Source organism: Dyella humicola (assembly GCF_026283945.1).
In the GTDB taxonomy this organism is placed as follows: domain Bacteria; phylum Pseudomonadota; class Gammaproteobacteria; order Xanthomonadales; family Rhodanobacteraceae; genus Dyella; species Dyella humicola.
Map to the genome: position 1 here is coordinate 1 of NZ_JAPDPC010000004.1, position 20,048 is coordinate 20,048.

Annotated in this window: 13 protein-coding genes; 8 read left to right on the forward strand and 5 right to left on the reverse strand. The window is 65.0% G+C overall.

Annotated elements, in window-relative coordinates; translation table 11 throughout:
* Window positions 1-365: 365 nt before the first annotated feature.
* Window positions 366-1,037: a helix-turn-helix transcriptional regulator gene (locus OUZ30_RS18435; protein WP_266183916.1), complete on the reverse strand. Its 672-nt coding sequence runs from the start codon at window positions 1,035-1,037 to the stop codon at window positions 366-368.
* A gap of 133 nt (window positions 1,038-1,170) precedes the next feature.
* On the opposite strand from OUZ30_RS18435, the gene OUZ30_RS18440 reads away from it, so the two are divergent.
* Complete coding sequence (locus OUZ30_RS18440; RefSeq protein ID WP_266183917.1) at window positions 1,171-2,223, forward strand: class I SAM-dependent methyltransferase; 1,053 nt, start codon at window positions 1,171-1,173, stop codon at window positions 2,221-2,223.
* A 170-nt stretch (window positions 2,224-2,393) separates the two neighbouring features.
* On the opposite strand, the gene OUZ30_RS18445 is transcribed toward OUZ30_RS18440, so the two are convergent.
* On the reverse strand, window positions 2,394-2,861 hold the full coding sequence (locus tag OUZ30_RS18445) for a Dps family protein (RefSeq protein WP_266183918.1): 468 nt from the start codon (window positions 2,859-2,861) through the stop codon (window positions 2,394-2,396).
* 120 nt (window positions 2,862-2,981) lie between these two features.
* Here OUZ30_RS18445 and hrpA point away from each other — a divergent pair, with 120 nt between their 5' ends.
* Entirely contained in the window at window positions 2,982-7,034 is a 4,053-nt protein-coding gene (gene hrpA / locus OUZ30_RS18450) for an ATP-dependent RNA helicase HrpA (protein ID WP_266183919.1), read from the forward strand.
* A gap of 56 nt (window positions 7,035-7,090) precedes the next feature.
* On the opposite strand, the gene OUZ30_RS18455 is transcribed toward hrpA, so the two are convergent.
* Complete coding sequence (locus OUZ30_RS18455) at window positions 7,091-7,567, reverse strand: hypothetical protein (RefSeq protein ID WP_266183920.1); 477 nt, start codon at window positions 7,565-7,567, stop codon at window positions 7,091-7,093.
* 113 nt (window positions 7,568-7,680) lie between these two features.
* On the opposite strand from OUZ30_RS18455, the gene OUZ30_RS18460 reads away from it, so the two are divergent.
* The 5 genes from OUZ30_RS18460 (at window position 7,681) to OUZ30_RS18480 (ending at window position 15,518) form a co-directional block, all read left to right on the forward strand.
* Window positions 7,681-9,813: a bifunctional (p)ppGpp synthetase/guanosine-3',5'-bis(diphosphate) 3'-pyrophosphohydrolase gene (locus OUZ30_RS18460; RefSeq protein WP_266183921.1), complete on the forward strand. Its 2,133-nt coding sequence runs from the start codon at window positions 7,681-7,683 to the stop codon at window positions 9,811-9,813.
* Window positions 9,814-9,890: 77 nt separating this feature from the next.
* A complete protein-coding gene (locus OUZ30_RS18465; RefSeq protein ID WP_266183922.1) occupies window positions 9,891-11,600 on the forward strand; it encodes a PgaA family protein in 1,710 nt (569 codons plus the stop codon).
* A 10-nt stretch (window positions 11,601-11,610) separates the two neighbouring features.
* The gene (locus OUZ30_RS18470; RefSeq protein ID WP_266183923.1) at window positions 11,611-12,456 is read left to right on the forward strand and encodes an SDR family oxidoreductase; all 846 of its coding nucleotides are present in this window, start codon (window positions 11,611-11,613) and stop codon (window positions 12,454-12,456) included.
* Window positions 12,457-12,657: 201 nt separating this feature from the next.
* On the forward strand, window positions 12,658-14,985 hold the full coding sequence (mrcB, locus tag OUZ30_RS18475) for a penicillin-binding protein 1B (RefSeq protein WP_425601539.1): 2,328 nt from the start codon (window positions 12,658-12,660) through the stop codon (window positions 14,983-14,985).
* 2 nt (window positions 14,986-14,987) lie between these two features.
* Complete coding sequence (locus tag OUZ30_RS18480) at window positions 14,988-15,518, forward strand: tetratricopeptide repeat protein (RefSeq protein ID WP_266183924.1); 531 nt, start codon at window positions 14,988-14,990, stop codon at window positions 15,516-15,518.
* 170 nt (window positions 15,519-15,688) lie between these two features.
* Here the strand turns inward: OUZ30_RS18480 and OUZ30_RS18485 are convergent, their stop codons facing one another.
* A complete protein-coding gene (locus OUZ30_RS18485) occupies window positions 15,689-16,069 on the reverse strand; it encodes a helix-turn-helix domain-containing protein (protein ID WP_266183925.1) in 381 nt (126 codons plus the stop codon).
* A gap of 264 nt (window positions 16,070-16,333) precedes the next feature.
* Here OUZ30_RS18485 and OUZ30_RS18490 point away from each other — a divergent pair, with 264 nt between their 5' ends.
* Entirely contained in the window at window positions 16,334-19,357 is a 3,024-nt protein-coding gene (locus OUZ30_RS18490) for a TonB-dependent receptor (RefSeq protein WP_266183926.1), read from the forward strand.
* Between the two features lie 234 nt (window positions 19,358-19,591).
* Here the strand turns inward: OUZ30_RS18490 and OUZ30_RS18495 are convergent, their stop codons facing one another.
* Window positions 19,592-19,975, reverse strand: coding sequence for a VOC family protein (locus tag OUZ30_RS18495; RefSeq protein ID WP_266183927.1), 384 nt, complete (start codon window positions 19,973-19,975; stop codon window positions 19,592-19,594).
* Window positions 19,976-20,048: the final 73 nt, after the last annotated feature.

The following is a 20,048-nucleotide window of genomic DNA, read 5'->3' on the forward strand; positions in this document are numbered from 1 at the left end:
GCCAGGCGGCGGCGCGCGGCTTGACCTGTCAGCCAGGCAGGCGCTGCGCCACGCGCCGCCGCCTGGCAACCGCTCAAGCGCAACGCGAGGTACTTGGAATATGAAACCAGACTCTTGGTTGGTGTGGCGCTCAAAACGATCCCCGTGGCTGCCTCACACGAGGCCGAAAAGCGTGAGGAGCTTAACCATGCAGCGCATTTCCCTCAATAAAGAGAGGGTGGAGTGGTCAGCGCCAGGTCAGGCCCGTGTTGTCTGCAAACGTCCGATCTCCGCGCTTTGCATAGCTTCTGCGGGGCCGCCGGGTCAAAGCGTGAATCTAGCTTCAGTCATGAATACAGTGGGATGGCGGCCTGCGCCGGCGATCTCTAGCGATAGGGCCCCACCATACGGCACAACTGTGCCACCAGCGCTCCCTGGCTGTGTTTCATGGTCTTCTCGAACACGTGCTTGAGGTGGTTGCGAGCGGTGCCTTCACCCATGGCCAGGAGACCGGCGCAATCGCGCAGTTCGTGACCGTCCGCCAGCAGGGCGGCCAGGGCCGCCTCGCGTGGGGTGAGTCCGAACACTTCCGCCATGGCCCCACGGGAAACCGGCTGAAGGTGCTCGGGGACATCGATGAAGATCGCCGTACGACCCGGCGACCCGGACAGCGCCGAAAAGGTGAGCAGCAAAGGCGCTCGTCGCGAAAGGCCCGGTCGGGGCAGCGACAAATAGCGCGCCGCTGACGCGTCACGGTCGCTTGCCGGTGCCAGGCCCCTCAGCGCCAAGGCATGGCGCAGACGGCGGGTGCCGGCGGTCGTGCTAGCCCTCAGCCCATCGGGACCTTCAGCCAGACCATCATGGCTGGCAAGGAGGCGGCGCGCTTCGCGATTGGCGTACCACGGGCGCGAGTCCGCATCGGCCAGGATGACGCCGATCAGCAGTTGATCAAGCAGTTCGCCCAGGACGGCGGCAGAAGCGCCGGCATCGTGCCGGGCTTCATCGCGTGTCGACGCGGGAGCGTGGAGGGCGTCCACCGACGGTGCATTCGGATGCATGGGGGGCTCCCCGCCACGGAACCTAGTGCTTTCGGGCTGTCCGGTTTGGGACAGGCGCTCATCTCGGTGGTGGCGTATGCAGAGCTTTTGATCCTACTCCACCGTCGCGTGGGCGGTGTCACGGAGTTGTGTCATGGCCATTGACGAACAACGACTGCAGGCGTTCCTGGGCAAGGCGGTCTGCGACCTGGGGGCCGCGGTGAGCGCCACCCTGATCCAGATCGGCGACGAACTCGGTTTCTACAAGGCACTGGCCGGCGCACGGCTCACGCCCGCCGAACTGGCCCAGCGTACGGGCACCTTCGAGCGTTACGTGCGCGAGTGGCTGGGCAATCAGGCGGCCGGCGGCTACGTGGAGTTCGACGAAGCCAGCGGAACCTACGGCTTGAGCGAAGAGCAGGCGCTATGCCTGGCCGACCCCAACGGGCCGGTCGACCTGCCGGGTGCCTATTCCATCGTCGAGGCGACGTTCCACGCCAAGGAGCGCACGCTCGCCAATTTCCGCAGTGGTCGCGGCATGGAATGGGGTGAGCATCACCCCTGCCTGTTCCATGGCACGGAGCGTTTCTTCCGCGCCGGCTACAACGCGAACCTGATTACCGCGTGGCTGCCGGCGCTGGACGGTGTGGTGGACAAGCTGCGTCGGGGCGGTCGCGCCGCCGATGTGGGCTGCGGCCACGGCGCGAGCACGATCCTGATGGCGCAGTCGTTTCCCGAGTCGGAGTTCGTGGGCTATGACTACCACGCGCCTTCGATCGACGTTGCGCGCGAACGCGCCAAAGCGGCTGGCGTGGAGAACGCGCGTTTCGATGTGGCGGATGCCACCGGTTACACCGGCAGGAATTTCGACCTGATCGCGTTCTTCGATTGCCTGCACGACATGGGCGATCCGGTCGGCGCGGCCAGACATGCGCACCAAGCGCTCAAGAGCGATGGCAGCTGCATGATTGTCGAGCCGTTTGCCGGCGACAGCGTGCAGGAAAATCTGAATCCGGTGGGACGCGTGTACTACGCCGCCTCATCGCAGATCTGCGTGCCGGTGTCGCTGGCGCGCAAAGGGCCGGCGCTGGGCGCGCAGGCCGGTGAGAAGCGCCTGCGCCAAGTCGTGGTCGACGGCGGCGGCTTCCGCCAATTCCGCCGCGCCACCGAAACGCCGTTCAACCTGGTGCTGGAAGCCAGGCCGTAATGCCTTTCTTCCTCTCCCCTCCGGGGAGAGGACCGAGGTGAGCCCCGAAAAGGGGATAAAGGGCGGGTGCTCGCGATAGAACACATTCGAAGCCGACTTCGAACCAGGCTCACCGCAAGATTGCCCCCTCACCCCAACCCTCTCCCCGCAGGGGAGAGGGAGCCAAGTGCTCACTTCAACAGCGAGCGCAGCATCCACGCCGTCTTCTCATGCTCCTTCAGGCGCCCGGTCACGATATCGGCCGTGCCTTCGTCACCGGCGGCATCCGCCGCCTTGATGACTTCGCGTGACGTGTGCGCGGCGATCTCGTGGCCTTCGACCAACTGGCCCACCATGTCCTTCCACTCCGGGACGCCCGCTTCTTCCTTGATGGAGGTTAGCTTGCCGAACTGGCTATAGGAGCCAGGAGCGAACACGTCCAGGGTGCGAATGCGCTCGGCGATCTCGTCGGCGGCCAGCCACAGTTCGTTGTATTGGGTCTCGAACATGGTATGCAGGCTGTTGAACTGCGGACCCGTGATGTTCCAGTGAAAACTGTGCGTCTTCAGGTACAGCGAATAGGTGTCGGCCAGCAGCTTGGACAGCTGCTTGCCAATCTGCTCCCGGTCCTTCTTCGCGATACCGATGGAAATGGCCATGGTTTGCTCCTTTTGAGGGGTAGGGGTGGAACCTGGAAGCCACCTTATCGGGCTGGATACGCGTCGAGAAATGAATCCTTCCGATACGGGCGATAGTCAGCGGCTATCATGTGCGGTCCGATGACCCATGCCTCCGCCCCCCCATCCTCCGCATCCGACGCCCGTCTGCGCGATCTGCGCAAGGCGCTGGACCACGTTTCCAGTCGCGACTACGGCCGGCTGCAAGGCCGTCTGCGCGAGCTCTCGCGTCGCTTCGATGAAAGAAAGCTGACGGCGCTGGCCGCGGATATCGAGGTGTCCGCGGCCAAGCGCCGCGCTCGCGTCGACGCGAAGCCGGCGATCCGCCTGGACGAATCGCTGCCCATCACCGCCCGTGCCGACGAGATCGTCGAGCTGATCCGCAAGCACCAGGTGGTGGTGATCGCCGGTGAGACCGGCTCGGGCAAGACCACCCAGCTGCCCAAGCTGTGCCTGGCGGCCGGCCGCGGCGAAGCGGGCATGATCGGTTGCACCCAGCCACGCCGGCTGGCCGCGCGCTCGGTGGCGCGCCGCGTGGCGGAGGAGTTGGGCACGACCCTGGGCGAGCAGGTCGGCTTCCAGGTGCGCTTCAACGACCAGGTGTCCGAGCGCAGCCTGATCAAGTTCATGACCGACGGCATCCTGCTGGCCGAAACCCAGGGCGACCCGTGGCTCAGCGCGTACGACACCATCATCATCGACGAGGCGCATGAGCGCAGCCTCAACATCGATTTCCTGCTGGGCTATCTGAAGCGGCTGGCGACCAAGCGGCCCACGCTGAAGATCATCGTCACTTCGGCCACCATCGATACCGAGCGCTTTGCCGAGCATTTCAGCGGCGCGCCGATCGTGTCGGTGGAAGGGCGCACCTATCCGGTGGAAGTGCGCTGGCGCTCGCTCGTTGAAATGGCAGCAAAGCGCGGACAGCGGGCCGGCGACATGCAGCAGGGCAGTGCCGAGCACGTGGCTGCGGTGCTCGACGAGATCACTCACGACGACCCGCGCGGCGACGTGCTGATCTTCATGCCCGGCGAGCGCGAGATCCGCGACACGCATTTGCTGCTGTCGCGCCGGCAATACCGCGAAACCGAAGTGCTGCCGCTGTATGCGCGACTTTCCGCGGGCGACCAGGACCGGGTGTTCAAGCCGGGTCCGAAACGACGCATCGTGCTGGCCACCAATGTGGCCGAGACCTCGCTGACGGTGCCGCGCATCCGCTACGTGGTCGACTCCGGCCAGGCGCGCGTCAAGCGCTACAGCCAGCGCAGCCAGCTCGAACGCCTGCATGTGGAACCGATTTCGCGGGCCGCCGCCGATCAGCGCAAGGGGCGTTGCGGGCGTGTGGGGCCGGGCATCTGCTATCGCCTCTACGACGAAGCCGACTACAACAGTCGCGCCGCGTATACCGATCCGGAGCTGCTGCGCTCGTCGCTGGCCAACGTGATCCTGCGCATGCTCTCGCTGCAGTTGGGCGACGTGGACCAGTTTCCCTTCCTCGAAGCGCCCGACCCGCGCGTGGTGGCCGATGGTTATCGCCGCCTGGCCGAGATCTCGGCGATCGACGAGGCGCGTCATCTCACGCCGATCGGCCGCACCGTGGCTCGTCTGCCGATCGACGTGCAGCTGGCGCGCATGCTGGTGGAAGCGGAAAAGCTGCATAGCCTGCGTGACGTGCTGGCCGTCGTGTCCTTCCTCAGCATCCAGGACCCGCGCGAGCGTCCGGCCGATGCACGCCAGCAGGCCGATGCGGCACATGCCGCCTTCGCCGATCCCAAGTCCGATTTCGTGGGCGTGATCAATCTGTGGCGCGAGTACGGCAAGGCGCATGAAGACCTGACCCAGTCGAAGCTGCGCGACTGGTGTTCGCGGCATTTCCTCAGCTTCATGCGCATGCGCGAATGGCGCGAGCTGCACCGGCAATTGTTGTTGGTGGTGCAGGAACTAGGGTGGCACTTCACTTCTCCTTCTCCCCTCCGGGGAGAAGGCCGGGATGAGGGGCCAATCTTGCGACAAGCTGCAAAGGGTAAACCTGCCGTCGCCGAGAAGAAGCGAGATGGGCAAGCTTCCCGCGAGCACCCGCCACTCACCCCAGCCCTCTCCCCAGAGGGGAGAGGGAGTGAGAGCGAAGCGGCGCTGCACTACGAAGCGATCCACCGCAGCCTGCTTGCCGGGCTGCCCACCCAGGTAGGCCACAAGGACGAGAAGAGCGTCTATCGCAGCACGCGCGAACGCCGCTTCCAGGTATTCCCCGGCTCGGCGCTGTCGAAGGTGCCGCCGAACTGGATCTTTGCCGCGCAGATCCTCGATGTCGGTGGCCGCGTGTGGGGCATGATGTGCGCCCGTGTCGAGCCGCTGTGGATCGAACAGCAGGCCGCAGACTTGTTGCGCTCGTCGTGCCGCGACGAGCACTGGTCGCGCAAGCGCGGCCATGTTGTCGCGTACGAGCAGGTGAGCCTGTTCGGACTCACCCTGGTCGAGCGTCGACCGGTGACGTTCCAGCGGCAGAATCCGGCGCTTGCCCACCAGATCTTCCTGCGCGAGGCACTGGTGCGTTGCGACATCGACGCACGGGCGGACTTCATCCGCGCCAACCAGCGCGTGCTGGAAGACGCGCATGGCATCGAGGCCAAGCAGCGCCGCGAAGGCCTGCTGCGTCATGAGGACGAGCTGGTCGGCTTCTTCGAAGGCAAGCTGCCGCAGGACATCGCCGATAGCCGCGCGCTCGATGCGTGGTATCGCAAGGCACGTCCCGCGGAGCAGGCAGCGTTGCGCTGGTCGCTGGATGATGTGATGAGTGGCGGCGCGGGGCTCGATCCGCGGGCGTTTCCTGCTTCGTTGGATATCCCGCCGCAAAAGTACCGACTCGAATATCGGTTCGTGCCCGGCGACGAGGCGGACGGCGTCACCCTGCATTTGCCGCTGTCCATGTTGAACGCGCTTCCCGCCGCGCGCTGCGAATGGCTGGTGCCGGGATTGCTCGCAGAGAAGGTGGCCGAGTTGATCCGAGGTCTGCCCAAGGCGCTACGACGCAATTTTGTACCGGCCCCGGATTTCGCCCGCGCTTTCGTCGAGGCGGAGGCGTCACGCGACGAACCGGTCACCAAGGCGCTGGCCGCTTTCCTGAAGCGCGCCACCGGTGTGGATATATCGGCGGGCGAATTCGACGTCGCGGAGCTGCCCGCGCACTTCCGCATGCGCTTTCGCCTGCATGACGAAAACGGGCGCACGCTCGCGGCGGGTCGTGATCTCGCCGATATGCGCGCGCAATGGGAGGGCCAGGCGCGCGAAGCCTTCTCGCGCAAGACCGATATCGAACTGACCCGCGAAGACATCGCCAGCTGGGATTTCGAGGAGATTCCCAGCCAGGTGCGTTCGGCCGGTGGTTTGCTTGCTTTTCCGGCCCTGGTCGATCTCGGCGAGACGGTCGCGTTGCGGGTATTCGAGCGCAGCGACGAGGCACGCGCAGCGCATGTCCAGGGTGTTGTGCGCCTGCTGCGCAACGCCTTGGCCAGCGAAATGAAACAGGCGCGCAGGCGCCTGCCGGTCGGCAATCCGCTAGCACTCAAATACGCACCGCTCGGTGGCGTGGACGGCTTGCGCGAAGATCTGGTGGAAGGCGGTTTCAGCGATCTGCTGGAACGTCATCCGCTGGATGTGCGTACTGCGGGTACGTTCGAGGCATTGCATACACAGGCCGCGCGTGAGTTGTTCGCCGCAGCGGTGGAGCGGTTGAAGCTGGCCGAGCCCATCATTGAGGCGCAGGCCGAGTTGAAGCCTTGGCTGCAACCACCGCTGATGGGTTTTGCACGCGCCAGCTACGACGATCTGCGCGAGCAGCTCGATGGCTTGCTGGTCCCTGGTTTCCTGCGCGACCTGCCTACCGTGCGACTGGCGCACTATCCGCGCTATCTCAAGGCCATGCGTTTGCGCGCGGAGCGTCTGCGCCAGGACCCGGCCAAGGACCAGCAACGCATGCTGCAGGTGCTGCCGTTCTGGCGCGAGTACCTGAAGCATCGCGCGGCAGGTAGCGAGGGACTGGATGAATTGCGCTGGTTGATCGAGGAATGGCGCGTATCGCTATTCGCACAGGAACTGAAGACGGCCGAGCCGGTTTCCGCCAAGCGCCTGAACCGTGCGTTGGAAAACCTCGCTTAGCGATGCCTTGAATAATTCGTCATCCCAGCGAAAGCCGGGATGACAGGCAAAAGCCCTTACTTCGTCCGCACCACGCTCGTGGTGTCGTTACAGCCGTCCACCGCCATCATCCAATTGCCCATCAGCGAGCGACGAATCGTCACCTTCGGGTTGTTGCTGCTCAGGCACGAAATCCTGGCGGTGTCGGCCTGCTTCCACACCTGGCCATTGTCCAGGGTGAACTCGCCGTGGCCGCTGAAGCCGGTGAAGCTGCCCTGCACGCGCGCCTGGATCGGGCCGGCTTTCTCGCTGCTCGGATAGAACACCGGCTTGCCGGCCTGGTCGACCATCTTGGTAGCGACCTTGGCGTGGCCGCTCAGCCAGCTGTCGAGGTTCTTCAGCTCGTCCGGCGAGAGCTTGTCCAGGCCGGCGGCCTTGAACTCTTCCGGGGACATGCGCTGCTGCAGCGGTACGTACTGGTCAGCAGCGTGCGAGATCACGGGAACAGCGAGGGCAACACTCATCATCAACGGCAGCAGACGGGCCAGGCGCATGGGGCAATCCTCTCGATCATGGGGAAGTAACGGCGCTGGCGCAGCATACACGCCATGAACCGGCGATTCATAAGAGGCGCGGGCGCAGGGCACGCCTGCACTAGAATGACCGCATGGTTCAAGTCGCCCCCAACGCAAGCTCGGATCTTGCCGAGTGGCGCAGTCGCGCCGACAACATCCCGTCCGTCCTGGTCGAGGCGCTGGAGGCATGTGCGCCGCTGCCGGTGAGCCGTGCCGAAGGCGTGGATGTGCTCGACCTGCTCGCGATGCTTGGTTGTGACGCACAGACCCAGGCCGCCGCTCTGTGGTTCGAGGTGGCGCGGCTCGACCCGGCCTTGTGGGCACAGCGCGAACCGGCCTTGCCCGCCGAGTTGCAACGACTGGTGGCCGGCCAGGTAGCGGCCGAGCGGGTCTGGGCGCTGCACGCGCAACATGGCGCCGACCACGGCGCCGAGGGTCTGCGCCGCCTGCTGCTGGCGATCATCCGCGACCTGCGCGTGGTGTTCATCCTGCTGGCGCGCCAGCTGGCTCGCATGCGCGCGGCGAGTGCGTTGCCGGAAAGCGAGCGCCAGCTGCTGGCGCGCCTGACCCAGGACATCCATGCGCCGTTGGCCAATCGCCTGGGTATCTGGCAGCTCAAGTGGGAGTTGGAGGACCTCGGCTTCCGCTACCTGCATGCGGATACCTACAAGCGTATTGCGCGCCTGCTCGACGAGCGTCGCAGCGACCGCGAAGAATTCATCCGCGAATCGCTGGACGTGCTGTATCGATCGCTCGAAGCCGCCGGCATTCGAGCGGAATTGGCCGGCAGGCCCAAACACATCTATTCGATCTGGAAGAAGATGCAGCGCAAGGCGCTGGAATTCTCCGATCTGTACGATATCCGCGCCGTACGGGTGCTGGTGGACAGCGTGGCCGATTGCTACGGCGCGCTCGGCGTAGTGCACACGCTGTGGCCGCACTTGCCTGGCGAATTCGACGATTACATCGCGCGGCCCAAGGGCAATGATTACCGCTCGCTGCATACGGCGGTGATCGGTCCGCGCGGCAAGACGCTGGAAGTGCAGATCCGCACGCACGAGATGCATCGCATCAATGAATTGGGCGTGGCGGCGCACTGGCGCTACAAGGAAGGTGGCAGCGCCGACAGCGAGTTCGAGGCCAAGATCGCCTGGATGCGCCGCCTGCTCGAACCGCGCGCCGACAGTGACGGCGACCTGGCGGCCGAACTGCAGACCGAGCTGCTCGAAGATCGCGTCTACGTGCTCACGCCCAAGGGTGAAGTGGTGGATCTGCCCAGCGGCGCCACCGTGCTGGACTTCGCCTATCACGTGCATACGGAAGTCGGTCATCGCTGCCGTGGCGCCAAGGTCAATGGGCGCATCGTGCCGCTGACCTTCCAGCCGCACAGTGGTGATCGCGTGGAAGTGCTCACGGCCAAGGTAGCCGAGCCCAGCCGCGACTGGCTGTCGTCGCATCACGGGTATCTGCATACCTCGCGTGCCAAGGAAAAAGTGCGCACGTGGTTCCGCCGCATCGCGCATGACGCCAACCTGGCGGCGGGCCGCACCATCTTCGAACGCGAGATCAAACGGCTTGCCTTGCCCACAGCCGACCTGGCCAAGCTGCCCGCGCACTTCCACCTCAAGACGCATGACGAACTGCTGGTAGCGCTGGCGCTAGGTGAAGTCGCGCCTGGGCAGATCGCACGCGTGCTGCAGGAAGCCGCGTCACCGCCACCGGTGACCCAATCGGCGGCACCGACGTCATCGCGTCAGGCGCCGCGCGATCACAGTGCCCTGAGCATCGAGGGCGTGGGCAACCTGCTCACGACGCTGGCCCGCTGCTGCCAGCCGCTGCCCGGTGATGCGGTGCGTGGCTTCGTCACTCACGGGCGTGGCGTCTCGGTGCATCGCGCCGATTGCGTCAGCTTGGCGCGGTTGGCGCGGCGCGATCCGGACCGCGTCATCGATATGGAATGGGGCAAGGCGTCCGCGCAGGCCTATGAAGTGGAGATCGAGCTGCACGGCTACGACCGCAAGGGCTTGCAGAAGGACGTCACCAGCATGATCAGCAATGCGGGCACCCACATCATTGCCTCGTCCAGCCGGGTGTTCGCCCAGAGCGGCGAGGTGGAGATGCGCTTCACCTTGCGCGTACGCGATTTCGAGCAGCTTTCCGGCCTGCTCGGGCGGTTGGTCGCGATGCCTAATGTGGTCGACGCTCGCCGAGTCAGCGTCGGCTGAACGGCGCGCGTGACAGGGCGGGTGCCGCGCCGGCGCAATGCTAAGCTTCGGACGATTGATCCCACCTTCGTGAACCCATGAACGGACGCAAAGACCCGCACGACCACGGATCGCAGGGCCGTACCGAACCTACGCTGGGCGACCTCGATCATCTGGACGATGCGCCTTCGCCAGGGACGACGTCAGGCGATGGCTTGCCGCAGGTCACACTGGATCCGGAGCGTCGTCGCAGCGTGCCGTCGCGGCCGCCAACCCGATCGGGCCGTCGTGGCTGGTTGATCCCGCTGTTGCTGCTGCTGGTGATTGGCGTTGGCACCACGTTGTGGATGGAGCAGGACAAGTTGCGCGGCCTGGTGCCAAGCACCGAGCTTGATGGCGTCCTGGGCCGCGCCGAGGTCGCCTTGCAGGAAGGACGTCTGGACGGTAATGACGGCAGCAGCGCGCGCGAGCTGTTCGAAGCCGCCCGCGCGCTGCAGCCCGATAACGACCGTGCCCGCGATGGTCTGCGCAAGGTCGGGTTGGCTGAGATCGCACGCGCCGACGCGGCGTTGCAGGCCGGCAAGTTGGATGATGCCGACCAGGCGCTGGCCGCCGCGCGCGAGCTGCTCGGTGGCGGCAGTGACGTCGATCGCCTGACTCAGGCGCTGGCCTCCGCTCGCACGGGTCCGCTACAGACCGATCACCTGATCGAGCAGGCGCAACTCGCTTTCGATGCCGGCAAGCTGGACGGCGACGATGGCGCCGGCACGCTGTACCGGCGCGTGCTTGGCGCTGACCCGAACAATGCCGTCGCCGCGCATGGGCTGGACAAGGTGGGCGAAGCGCTTGCCAGCCAGGCGCATAAGGCGCTGGATGCGGGCGATCGGGCGGCAGCCTCCGCCCTGGTGGATCGACTGGCCGCACTCATCCCCAACTATGGCGAATTGCCCGCCTTGCGCGCGGCGCTGGTGCCGGCGGACAAGGCGGACGGCGCTGCGCTGGCCGACGCCATCAGTCAAGCACAGGACGCGATGCGCGCGGGCCGCATCAGTGGTGACGGCGACGACACGGCGCTCGCCCATTACAAGGCGGCGCTGGCCCTCGATCCCGACAACGCCGATGCCAAGGCCGGGCTTGCTCAAGTGGCACAGGCGCTGATCATGCAAGCGAATGCGGCGCTGGATAGCGGCGACCATGCGCAGGCGCGCACGCTGCTCGACCAGGCGGCCGAACTGGCGCCCCACTCGGGCGATCTTGCCGCGGCCAAGGCGCGCCTGGGCGACACCCACAAGGCGTCGGCCGCGCTCCCGGTCGCGGGCGACGCGGAGAATGTGGCGGGGCCAACCCAGCATCCGGCGCTCACGCCGCAGCAGAGCGCCGACCTCGCGCGGATGATCCAGCGTGCCGATGCCGCCGCCCAGCAGGGCAAGCTCATGCTGCCTCCGGGCGACAGCGCTTACGATCTCTATCGCGGCGCACTGGCGCTGGATGGCAATAACGAATCGGCACGGCACGGACTGGAAACGTTGCCCAGCCTGGCCATGAACCAGTTCAACCAGGCCCTCGCGAGCGGCAATCTGCAAGTGGCTGGGGATCGTCTCGCGGATCTCGGTGATCTCTCCCCGGGCGCTGCAGGGCAGGGCGAGCTGCGCCAGCGTCTGGCCAATGCCTGGCTGGACCAGGCCGAACAGCAGCTGCAGCAAGGTGACCGTGCCAGTGCGGCCCAGTCGCTGGACAGGGCACGCAAGCTGGCGCCAGGCAATCCGCGTCTGGCCACGCTGGCGGCGCGCCTGCAGGCCGGTTCCTGAGGATGCCTGTATGACCGTGGTGGTGTTCGGTGCCAGCAGTCAGATTGGCCATTTCCTGCTGCCGCGCCTGCGGGCGCGCGGCGAAAACGTGGTGGCGATCAGCCGGCAAGCGCACGTCGCTGAATCCGGTGTCACCTGGGTGAAGGGGCGGTTGCCGGATGCCATGCCGGTCATCCAGAACCCGTCAGCCGTCATCAGTTTCGGACCGCTGCTGCCGGTGTCCCAATGGCTGTCGACGCTCGACCCGGCGCCTGGATTGCGTGTGATCGCGACCAGTTCGATGAGCGCCGAATCCAAGCAGGCGTCCGACGTGCCGGCCGAACGCGCCATCTCCCAGATGCTGCGTGACGGTGAGGCGGCCCTCGCGGCCGAGTGCGAACGTCACGGCTATCCGTGGACGGTGTTCCGTCCCACGCTGATCTACGGCGCCGGCCTGGACAAGAGCCTTAGTCCGATCGCCCGCCGGGCCATCCGCCAGCGAGTGTTCCCGCTACTCGCCGGCCGGGGGCTGCGCCAGCCCGTCCACGCCGATGACATCGCGCAAGCGGTGATGGCGGCACTCGACCAGCCCGCAGCCGCCGGGCGCGTGCTGCCGCTGGGCGGCGGCGAGCGTCTCCCCGCGGCCGAGATGTTCGCCCGCGTCCGCGCCAGTCTGCCGGTGGCCACGTTGCCCGTACCGTTGCCGGCCTGGCTGTTGCGCCTGGGTCGCCACGCCGTGCCACGCCTGCGTGGGCCGCTCACCCGGCTGGATGCCGACCTGATCGCCGACAATAGCGGCGTCCAGCGCCTGCTGGGCGTCTCGCCTCGGCCTTTTCACCCCGACGCCACGTGCTGGACCCCTTCTGCCCCTCTGTAGGAGCGCACCCAGTGCGCGACAAACCAACGGAGCGGTGAGGCCGTGATCGCGCACTGGGTGCGCTCCTACAGGAAGGCGTAAGGTCCCCTGGCGGCCTCAGCGTTGCCTCCCTCGCGCCACAAACCACGGTCTGCGTTCAGATGCCCGCCGGGCAGCAGGCCCTATGATCCCCCCTGCCTTCCTGTTCGGGATTTCCCTTCCTTGGCCTTCTTGCCCCGCCTACGCTCGTTCACCCACGCCGTGTGGCCCTGGGTGCGCATCCCGTTCTGGATCTGCATGGGCCTGCTGTTCGGCTTCGTGCTGCCCTACACGCTGGTGCTGAACAAGCGCGTGCAGGATCGCTTCAACGATCTGGTATTCGCGGTGCCCACGCGCATCTACGCGCGGCCGCTCGCGCTGGCTCCTGGCACGCCGATGACGCCGGCGGCGCTGGAACTGGAGCTGACCTTCGCCGGCTATGGCAACGATGGCCATGGCCAGGTGGCCGGCACCTGGCTGAAGGAGGGCAGCACCTACACGATTGCCTCGCGTGGCTATGCCGGGCCTGACGGTGGCGAGGTGCCGAAGCGCGTTCGCGTGGCGCTGGGCAAGGGGCAGGTCGCCGGTGTGAAGGACATCGGCAGCGGCAAGAGCATCGAGCTGACGCATCTCGACCCGGCGCGGATCGCCACCTTGTACGGCTCGCAACAGGAAGAGCGCCGCATCGTGCGCCTGGCGGATGTACCGCCGATGTTGCTGTCGGGTCTGCAGGCCGTCGAGGACCGCGACTTCAAGCATCATTTCGGCATCGATCTCACGGCCATCCTGCGCGCCTCGTTCGCCAACCTGCGCGCCGGCCACACGGTGCAGGGCGGTTCCACCCTGACCCAGCAGCTGGTACGCAACCTGTTCCTCGATCGCGAACAGAACTTCACGCGCAAATTCAACGAAGCGTTGATGTCGATCCTGATCGAGGCGCACTACGACAAGAGCCGCATCCTCGAAGCCTACGTCAACGAGGTCTTCCTCGGTCAGCAAGGCAGCCAGGCGGTGCACGGTTTTGCCGCCGCGTCGGAGTTCTACTTCGGTCGCCGCATGGAGGACCTCAAGCCGCAGGAGATGGCGCTGCTGATCGGCATGGTGAAGGGGCCGAGCTATTACGACCCGCGCCGCTATCCCGAGCGCGCGTTGTCGCGCCGTAACCTGGTGCTCGAGCAGTTCGTCGAAACCGGTGTGATGACGGCGGATGAGGCGAAGGCCGCGCAGGCCACCCCGCTTGGCATCGTCAGCATCGGCCAGTTGCCGCATAACCGCTTCCCGGCGTTCATGCAGCTGGTGCGTGATCAGATCACCGCCGACTTCGACGACGAGACGCTTGCCAACGGCAATCTCAGTGTCTTTACCTCGCTGGATCCGGCTGCACAGCTGTATGCGGAGCAGGCGATCACGACCACCATGAGCAGCCTCGGCAAGCGTGGTGACGCCGCGCAGGCGGCCGCCGTGATCACCGAAGCGCAGACCGGCGCCGTGTTGGCGGTGGTGGGCAGCAAGCTGCCTGGCGACCAGGGTTTCAACCGCGCACTCGATGCGCGTCGCCCGATCGGTTCGCTGGTGAAGCCGCTGGTCTACCTGGTGGCGCTGGCACAACCGGAGCGCTGGAATCTCGGCAGCGTGATCGAAGATGAGCCGATCAGCATGAAGCAGCCCGACGGCACCATGTGGACGCCGAAGAACGACGAAGGCGATTCGCATGGCCCGGTGCCGATGGTCGACGCGCTGGTGCATTCGTGGAACCTGGCCACCATCAATCTCGGCATGAATATCGGCGTGTCGCGCATCAAGGCCTTCCTGGAATCGTTTGGCCTCACCGATGTGAACCCGAGTCCGTCGCTGCTGATCGGTGCGCTGGACATGTCGCCGTTGCAGGCGACCCAGCTTTACCAGTACATCGCCGCCGACGGTCATGCCCTGCCGCTGGTCGCCGTGCGCGGTGTGGTCGACGGCAAGGGCCAGACTATCAAGCGTTACGAAGTGAAGACCGGTCCGGGTGAATACCAGTCCGCCGTGCGCTTGGTGACGTGGGCCATGCAGCAGGTGACGCGTTCGGGTACGGCGGCGTCCGTCGGCAGTTCCGGCCTGGCCTACCTCAATGCAGCGGGCAAGACCGGCACCAGCAACGATATGCGCGACAGTTGGTTCGCCGGCTTTACCGGCGAGCATCTGGCCGTGTTCTGGATGGGCCGCGACGATAACAAGCCGAGCGGCCTGTATGGCGCCACAGGCAGCCTGCGCGCATGGCAGGAGTTGTTCCGCAAGCTGCCGACCAAGCCCTTGTCGGCAGCGCCTGGCGAGGGTCTCGAGCTTGCCTGGATCAATCCTTCCAATGGCAAGCGCACGGAACAGGGGTGCGAGGGAGCGCGGCAACTACCGGTAGTGGCCGGTACACTGTCGCAAGATGCCGAGGGCTGCTTCTGGCAGCACGTCGGCAATCTGTTCGGCGGCGGTGACCAGGCACCCGCACCGGTCTCCACGGCTCCCATTCGAGATTGATCATGTCGCGTCCTTTCCCTCGTACTGCCGTGCCAGCGACGCTGGCCGCCCTCTTGCTCGCTGCCTGCAGCCAGCCCAGCGCACCGTCGCAACAGACGACGCGTCCAACCCATTCCGACGAGCAGATGCTGGCGTCCATCCACGCCGCGGGTGACAAGGAAAAGTCCGCCATCGACGTGAATCCGTTGCGTGAGCCGGGCGTGGCCACCTTGCAGGACGCGGCAGCCGGCGACATGCGCACCGGCCAGTACGATGCGGCGGCCGTCAAGCTCGACCAGGCACTCAAGCTGAGCCCCAATTCGCCGGATCTGCTGCAGGACCGCGCCGAACTGGCGATCCGCCTCAAGGATTACGCCAACGCCGAAAAGCTTGCGCAGCGCTCGTGGGAGCTGGGCCCGCGTCTGGGGCCGCTGTGTGCGCGCAATTGGCAGACCATCGCCGAGCTGCGCGAACGTGCCGGCGACGATACCGGCGCGCAGACTGCCACCAAGTCGTTGCAGCAGTGTCATGTGGAAGGCGTGCAGCGCTACTGAGCGCCTTCCGTCCCCCTGTGTAGGAGCGCACCCAGTGCGCGACCGCAGCGTCGGGTCGCTACCGCCGTCGACCGTTTTCGCCGCAGGATAGAGAAGCCTGGTTTCGCCGTTTTTTTGGCTTTTCGCGCACTGGGTGCGCTCCTACAGGGAGGCCAACGGGCGTCGGGCGATCAGATATCGGCCAACAACTGCACCAGGCCGCCGCGGCGGCGGGCGTTGAGCTTGCGCATCGCACTTACCACGGCCCTTTCCTGCGGCGATAGCGTCTTGTAGGCGCCTCCCGGCTCACGCACTTGGCCTGCGGACGGCAACCGTCCCAGCACCAGCCAGTCCAGGCTGCATTCCAGTTCCTCGGCCATCTCCGTCAAGCGAGAGACCTCGGGCAGGGCCCGTCCGTGCAGCCACTGCCGAACCGCCTCAGTTGTCACGCCAAAACGCAAAGCGAGCGTGCCGCTGCGCGCCCGGCCTTCGGGAATGTCAGCCGCATCGCAGGCTTCTTGTAGGCGCTCAGCGAAACCGGCGTAGGGACTGGTTGGTTTCTTGGTAGGCAAGTCAAACCTTGTCGTTGCTAGCCCAAATGCCAAGCCATTCTTGCGAATAAATATGGCCAAAAATCAAAGTTTGACTTGCAACAAAGGTTTTGATTGTTTTGTTCCCGCAGCGCGGAGGGCGCTGCGATTCGGCGCGATAGCGCCGGCCCGCCGATCACTCGGCGCCCAGTGCGCCTGATCGCCATTGCCATGGGAGGGGAGCCAAACCGGCCAACGCGATGGCCTTGGACAGGCTCTTGGCTCTTTAAAGGGAGAACCATCGAAATGACTTCTCGCAAAGCATCATCCACTCTGCATTTGTGTCAATTGGCTCTGGCTATTGCCCTGGGCCTGGGCTGCAACATCGCCATGGCGCAAAGCACGGCGGGCGACATCGCCGGTACCGCGACGCCTGGGGGCGGCGAAACCGTGGTCATCAGGAATCTGGATTCGGGCCTGTCCCGTGCGGTCAACCTTGCCGCAGACGGCAAGTTCCGAGTGCCAGCGCTGCCAAGCGGCAGGTATGAAGTGCAGTTGGTTCGGAGCGGCAACGCGGTCAGCACGAGCCAGGTGACGGTGGTGGCCAGTCAGACCGCTCAGGTCAACCTCACCCCCGGCGCGGCCCAGACAAAGAATTTATCTATCGTGACGGTGACCGCCAATGCCATGCCGCCGATCGATGTCAGCTCGGTGGAAACGCGCACCACGTTCTCGGCGGCCCAGTTGAACACGCTGGCGGTGCCGCGTGACATCGTCAGCGTGGCGATGCTGACGCCGGGCGTGGTCAAGGGCAACGCCGTGTTCGGCAACCTGCCGTCGTTCGGTGGCTCGTCCGTGGCCGAGAACAGCTACTACGTCAACGGTTTCAACGTGACCAATCTCTACGACAACCTGTCATTCGGCCAGGTGCCGTTCCAGGCGATCGATCAGTTGGACGTGCAGTCCGGCGGCTACGGCGCGCAGTACGGCTTTTCCACCGGCGGCGTGACCTCGGTCAATATCAAGCGTGGCACCAACGAGTGGAAAGGCGGAGTGAGCTGGACCACGGCGCCGAACTGGGCGCGCGAAACGCCGCCGAACGTGATGCGCAGCAATGGCACCACGTTCCGCAACTACGACAAAAACAGCAGCAACAGCAACACTTACGATGCCTGGATGGGCGGCCCGCTGATCAAGGACAAGCTCTTCATCTTCGCTCTGGGCGAGTTTACGAAGTCGACGGGTACCACGTATGGCGCTTCGTCGACCACGAGCCTCAGCAATTCGAATTCGGCATCCACAGCGTACGACTTCACCACCAACAGTCCGTACTGGGTGGTGAAGATCGATTGGAACATCGACAACAGCAACCATCTCGAATACACGGGCTTCAACAACACCGACAGGAATACCTACAACTACTACAACGCCCCCTACGTCGATGGCGTGCCGTCAAAGACCTCGTACAAGGGCAATCTGTACACACGTTTCGGTGGACAGACGCATATCTTCAAATACACCGGCTATCTCACGGATGACCTGACGCTGACCGCCCTGTGGGGCAAGATGGATAGCGACAATTCCACGTATACGGTCAGCCCTACGGGCATCTACACCCGTTACAGCGGAGACATCAACGCACCCACCTCCGGCTGCGCCTACACCGCGTACAACGGCACGCCATGGGGTCCGGTCACCTGCGCCATCACCAGCAGCGTTGATGTGTATGGCGGCGAGGATCAGCGCAAGGCATGGCGCGTCGACCTGGATTGGAAGCTAGGCGATCACGATATCGGCGGCGGCTATTCGGACGAAACGTGGTCATCCGACGCGGGCACCTCGTACTCAGGGGGCGCCTATAACTACTACTACTCTAAACCCACCGCGAAAGCGCCGGGTTTGGTGTTGACCTATAACTTCCGCACCGGCGGCCATATCGACGTCTACCAGAAGTCCTGGTACCTGGAAGACCACTGGCAAGTCACCGACAAGTGGATGTTGTATGGCGGCATCCGCAACGACAGCTTCAACAACAAGAACGGTGGCGGCGAGACCTTTGTCAAACAGGACAATATCTGGCAACCGCGCCTGGGTTTTTCGTGGGACGTGATGGGTGACTCGTCGTTCAAGGTCTCGGGCAGCGCTGGTCGTTACTCGTTGCCGATAGCCGCCAACGTTGCCTTGCGCGCCGCCACGGCCTCGCTCTATACCGAGGACGACAGCCTCTACTCTGCGATCAATCCCGACGGTTCGCCGGTGCTGGTGGGTGAAAAGGGTAGCCAAGGGCATTACGTCATCAACGGCGAGGATGGCAGCACGCCGAATCCCAAGGCGGTGGCTTCCAAGGATCTGAAGCCGTATGTGCAGGATGAGTACATCCTAGGTTTCCAGAAGGCCGTACGTAGCGACATGGCCTTGCTCGACAACTGGACTGTTGGCGTCAAGGCTACCTACCGCAAGCTGCGCACCGGCATCGACGACACCTGCGATTCGCGTCCGTTTTACGCTCAGGCGGTGACGCATGGTGTGGCCGACGCCTGGGACGACCAGTGGAGCGTGCCCGAGGGCATGGGCGGCTGTTGGATCTACAACCCGGGCAGTGCGCTTAGCCTGACCACCACGCTGGACAGCACGCCGCGCACGTTCGATGTGACGATTCCGGGCAGCGTGCTCGGCCCCCGCGCCAAACGCTCCTATCAGGGCGTGGTGTTGAGCGCCGAGAAGCAATCGGACAAGTACTACGTGAATGCCTCGTACACCTGGTCGAAAAGCTATGGCAACACCGAGGGCCTGGTGAAGTCGAGCAACGGCCAGAGCGACACCGGCACCACGTCTGACTTCGACTTCCCTGAGGTCATGGTAGGTGCCAATGGCTACCTGCCGAACGATCGCCGCCATAGCTTCAAAGTGTATGGCGCCTACAAGTTCACGCCGGAATGGTCGGCAGGTCTCAACGTACTGGCGCAATCGGGCGCCCCGATCAGTTGCTATGGCGGTGGCGGCGGTACGCTCGGCACGCAGTTTGGCTATGGCGCGGCGTTTCATGTCTGCAACGGCCAGATCAGCGCGGAAGGCACCGCGGGACGCACGCCATGGCTCTGGACGGTCAGTCCGAATCTGATGTATCAGCCCTCGTGGGCCAAGGGCCTGAGCATGCAACTCTCGGTGATCAACCTGTTCGACAACGACTCGCCCACCTTCGTCTACGAACAGTTCGAGACCATTTCGGCAGCAGGACGCAAGACCAGCTACACGCACTACCGGTTGCCGAAGTACTTCAACACGCCGCGCTACGCGCGCTTCCAGATCCAGTATGACTTTTCGCTATAGCTGGGAGGCTCCGGGCCCAGGCGTACAAGCCACGCTCCTGCATCGGCGCATAGGGCTGCCTCTCGACAAACCTTAGCTGGGAAAGCCCCCCGAGCCCATCGGGGGGCAACCTTGATGATGCGGCGCCCCGAAGCCGCACCCTGCAAGGTGAGCGGACGACCGGATCCGCACGGGCGGTGCACGCCGGGCAGGCCTGGCGTGCATCCGGTCATTCAGTGGCAGGTCGAGTCGCGCTTATCCCGGGCGTCGGCGTTCTTCCATCAGCCCAACCAGGTTGCCGTCGGGATCGCGCAGGAAAGCCAGCCATAACGTGTGATCGGACAGCTCGGCCGTGGCTTGCGGTTCGCGCTCGCCGACGGCGCCACGATTCAGCAGCGCTGAGAAGGTGTCGCTGATATCGGCCACTCTGAAGTACAGGATGGAGTTGCTACCAACCTTGCCCGCGCCTTGGGGCGTCGACAGCATCAGGCGCACGCCGCCGCTGTCGAGGAAGGCGAGATTGGGGGCAGGGCGGAACAGGAACGGCAATTCGAGAATGTCGCGGTAGAACGCGAGCGCGAGGTCGACATCGCTGACGGTGATGGCAATCTGACCGATACCGCTGATGGGCGTGGGCATGGATGAGCTCCGCGTACAGGTGCCTACGCAGTCTAGGACATTCGCGAGCGCGGCTCAGGTCGGCGATACTTCG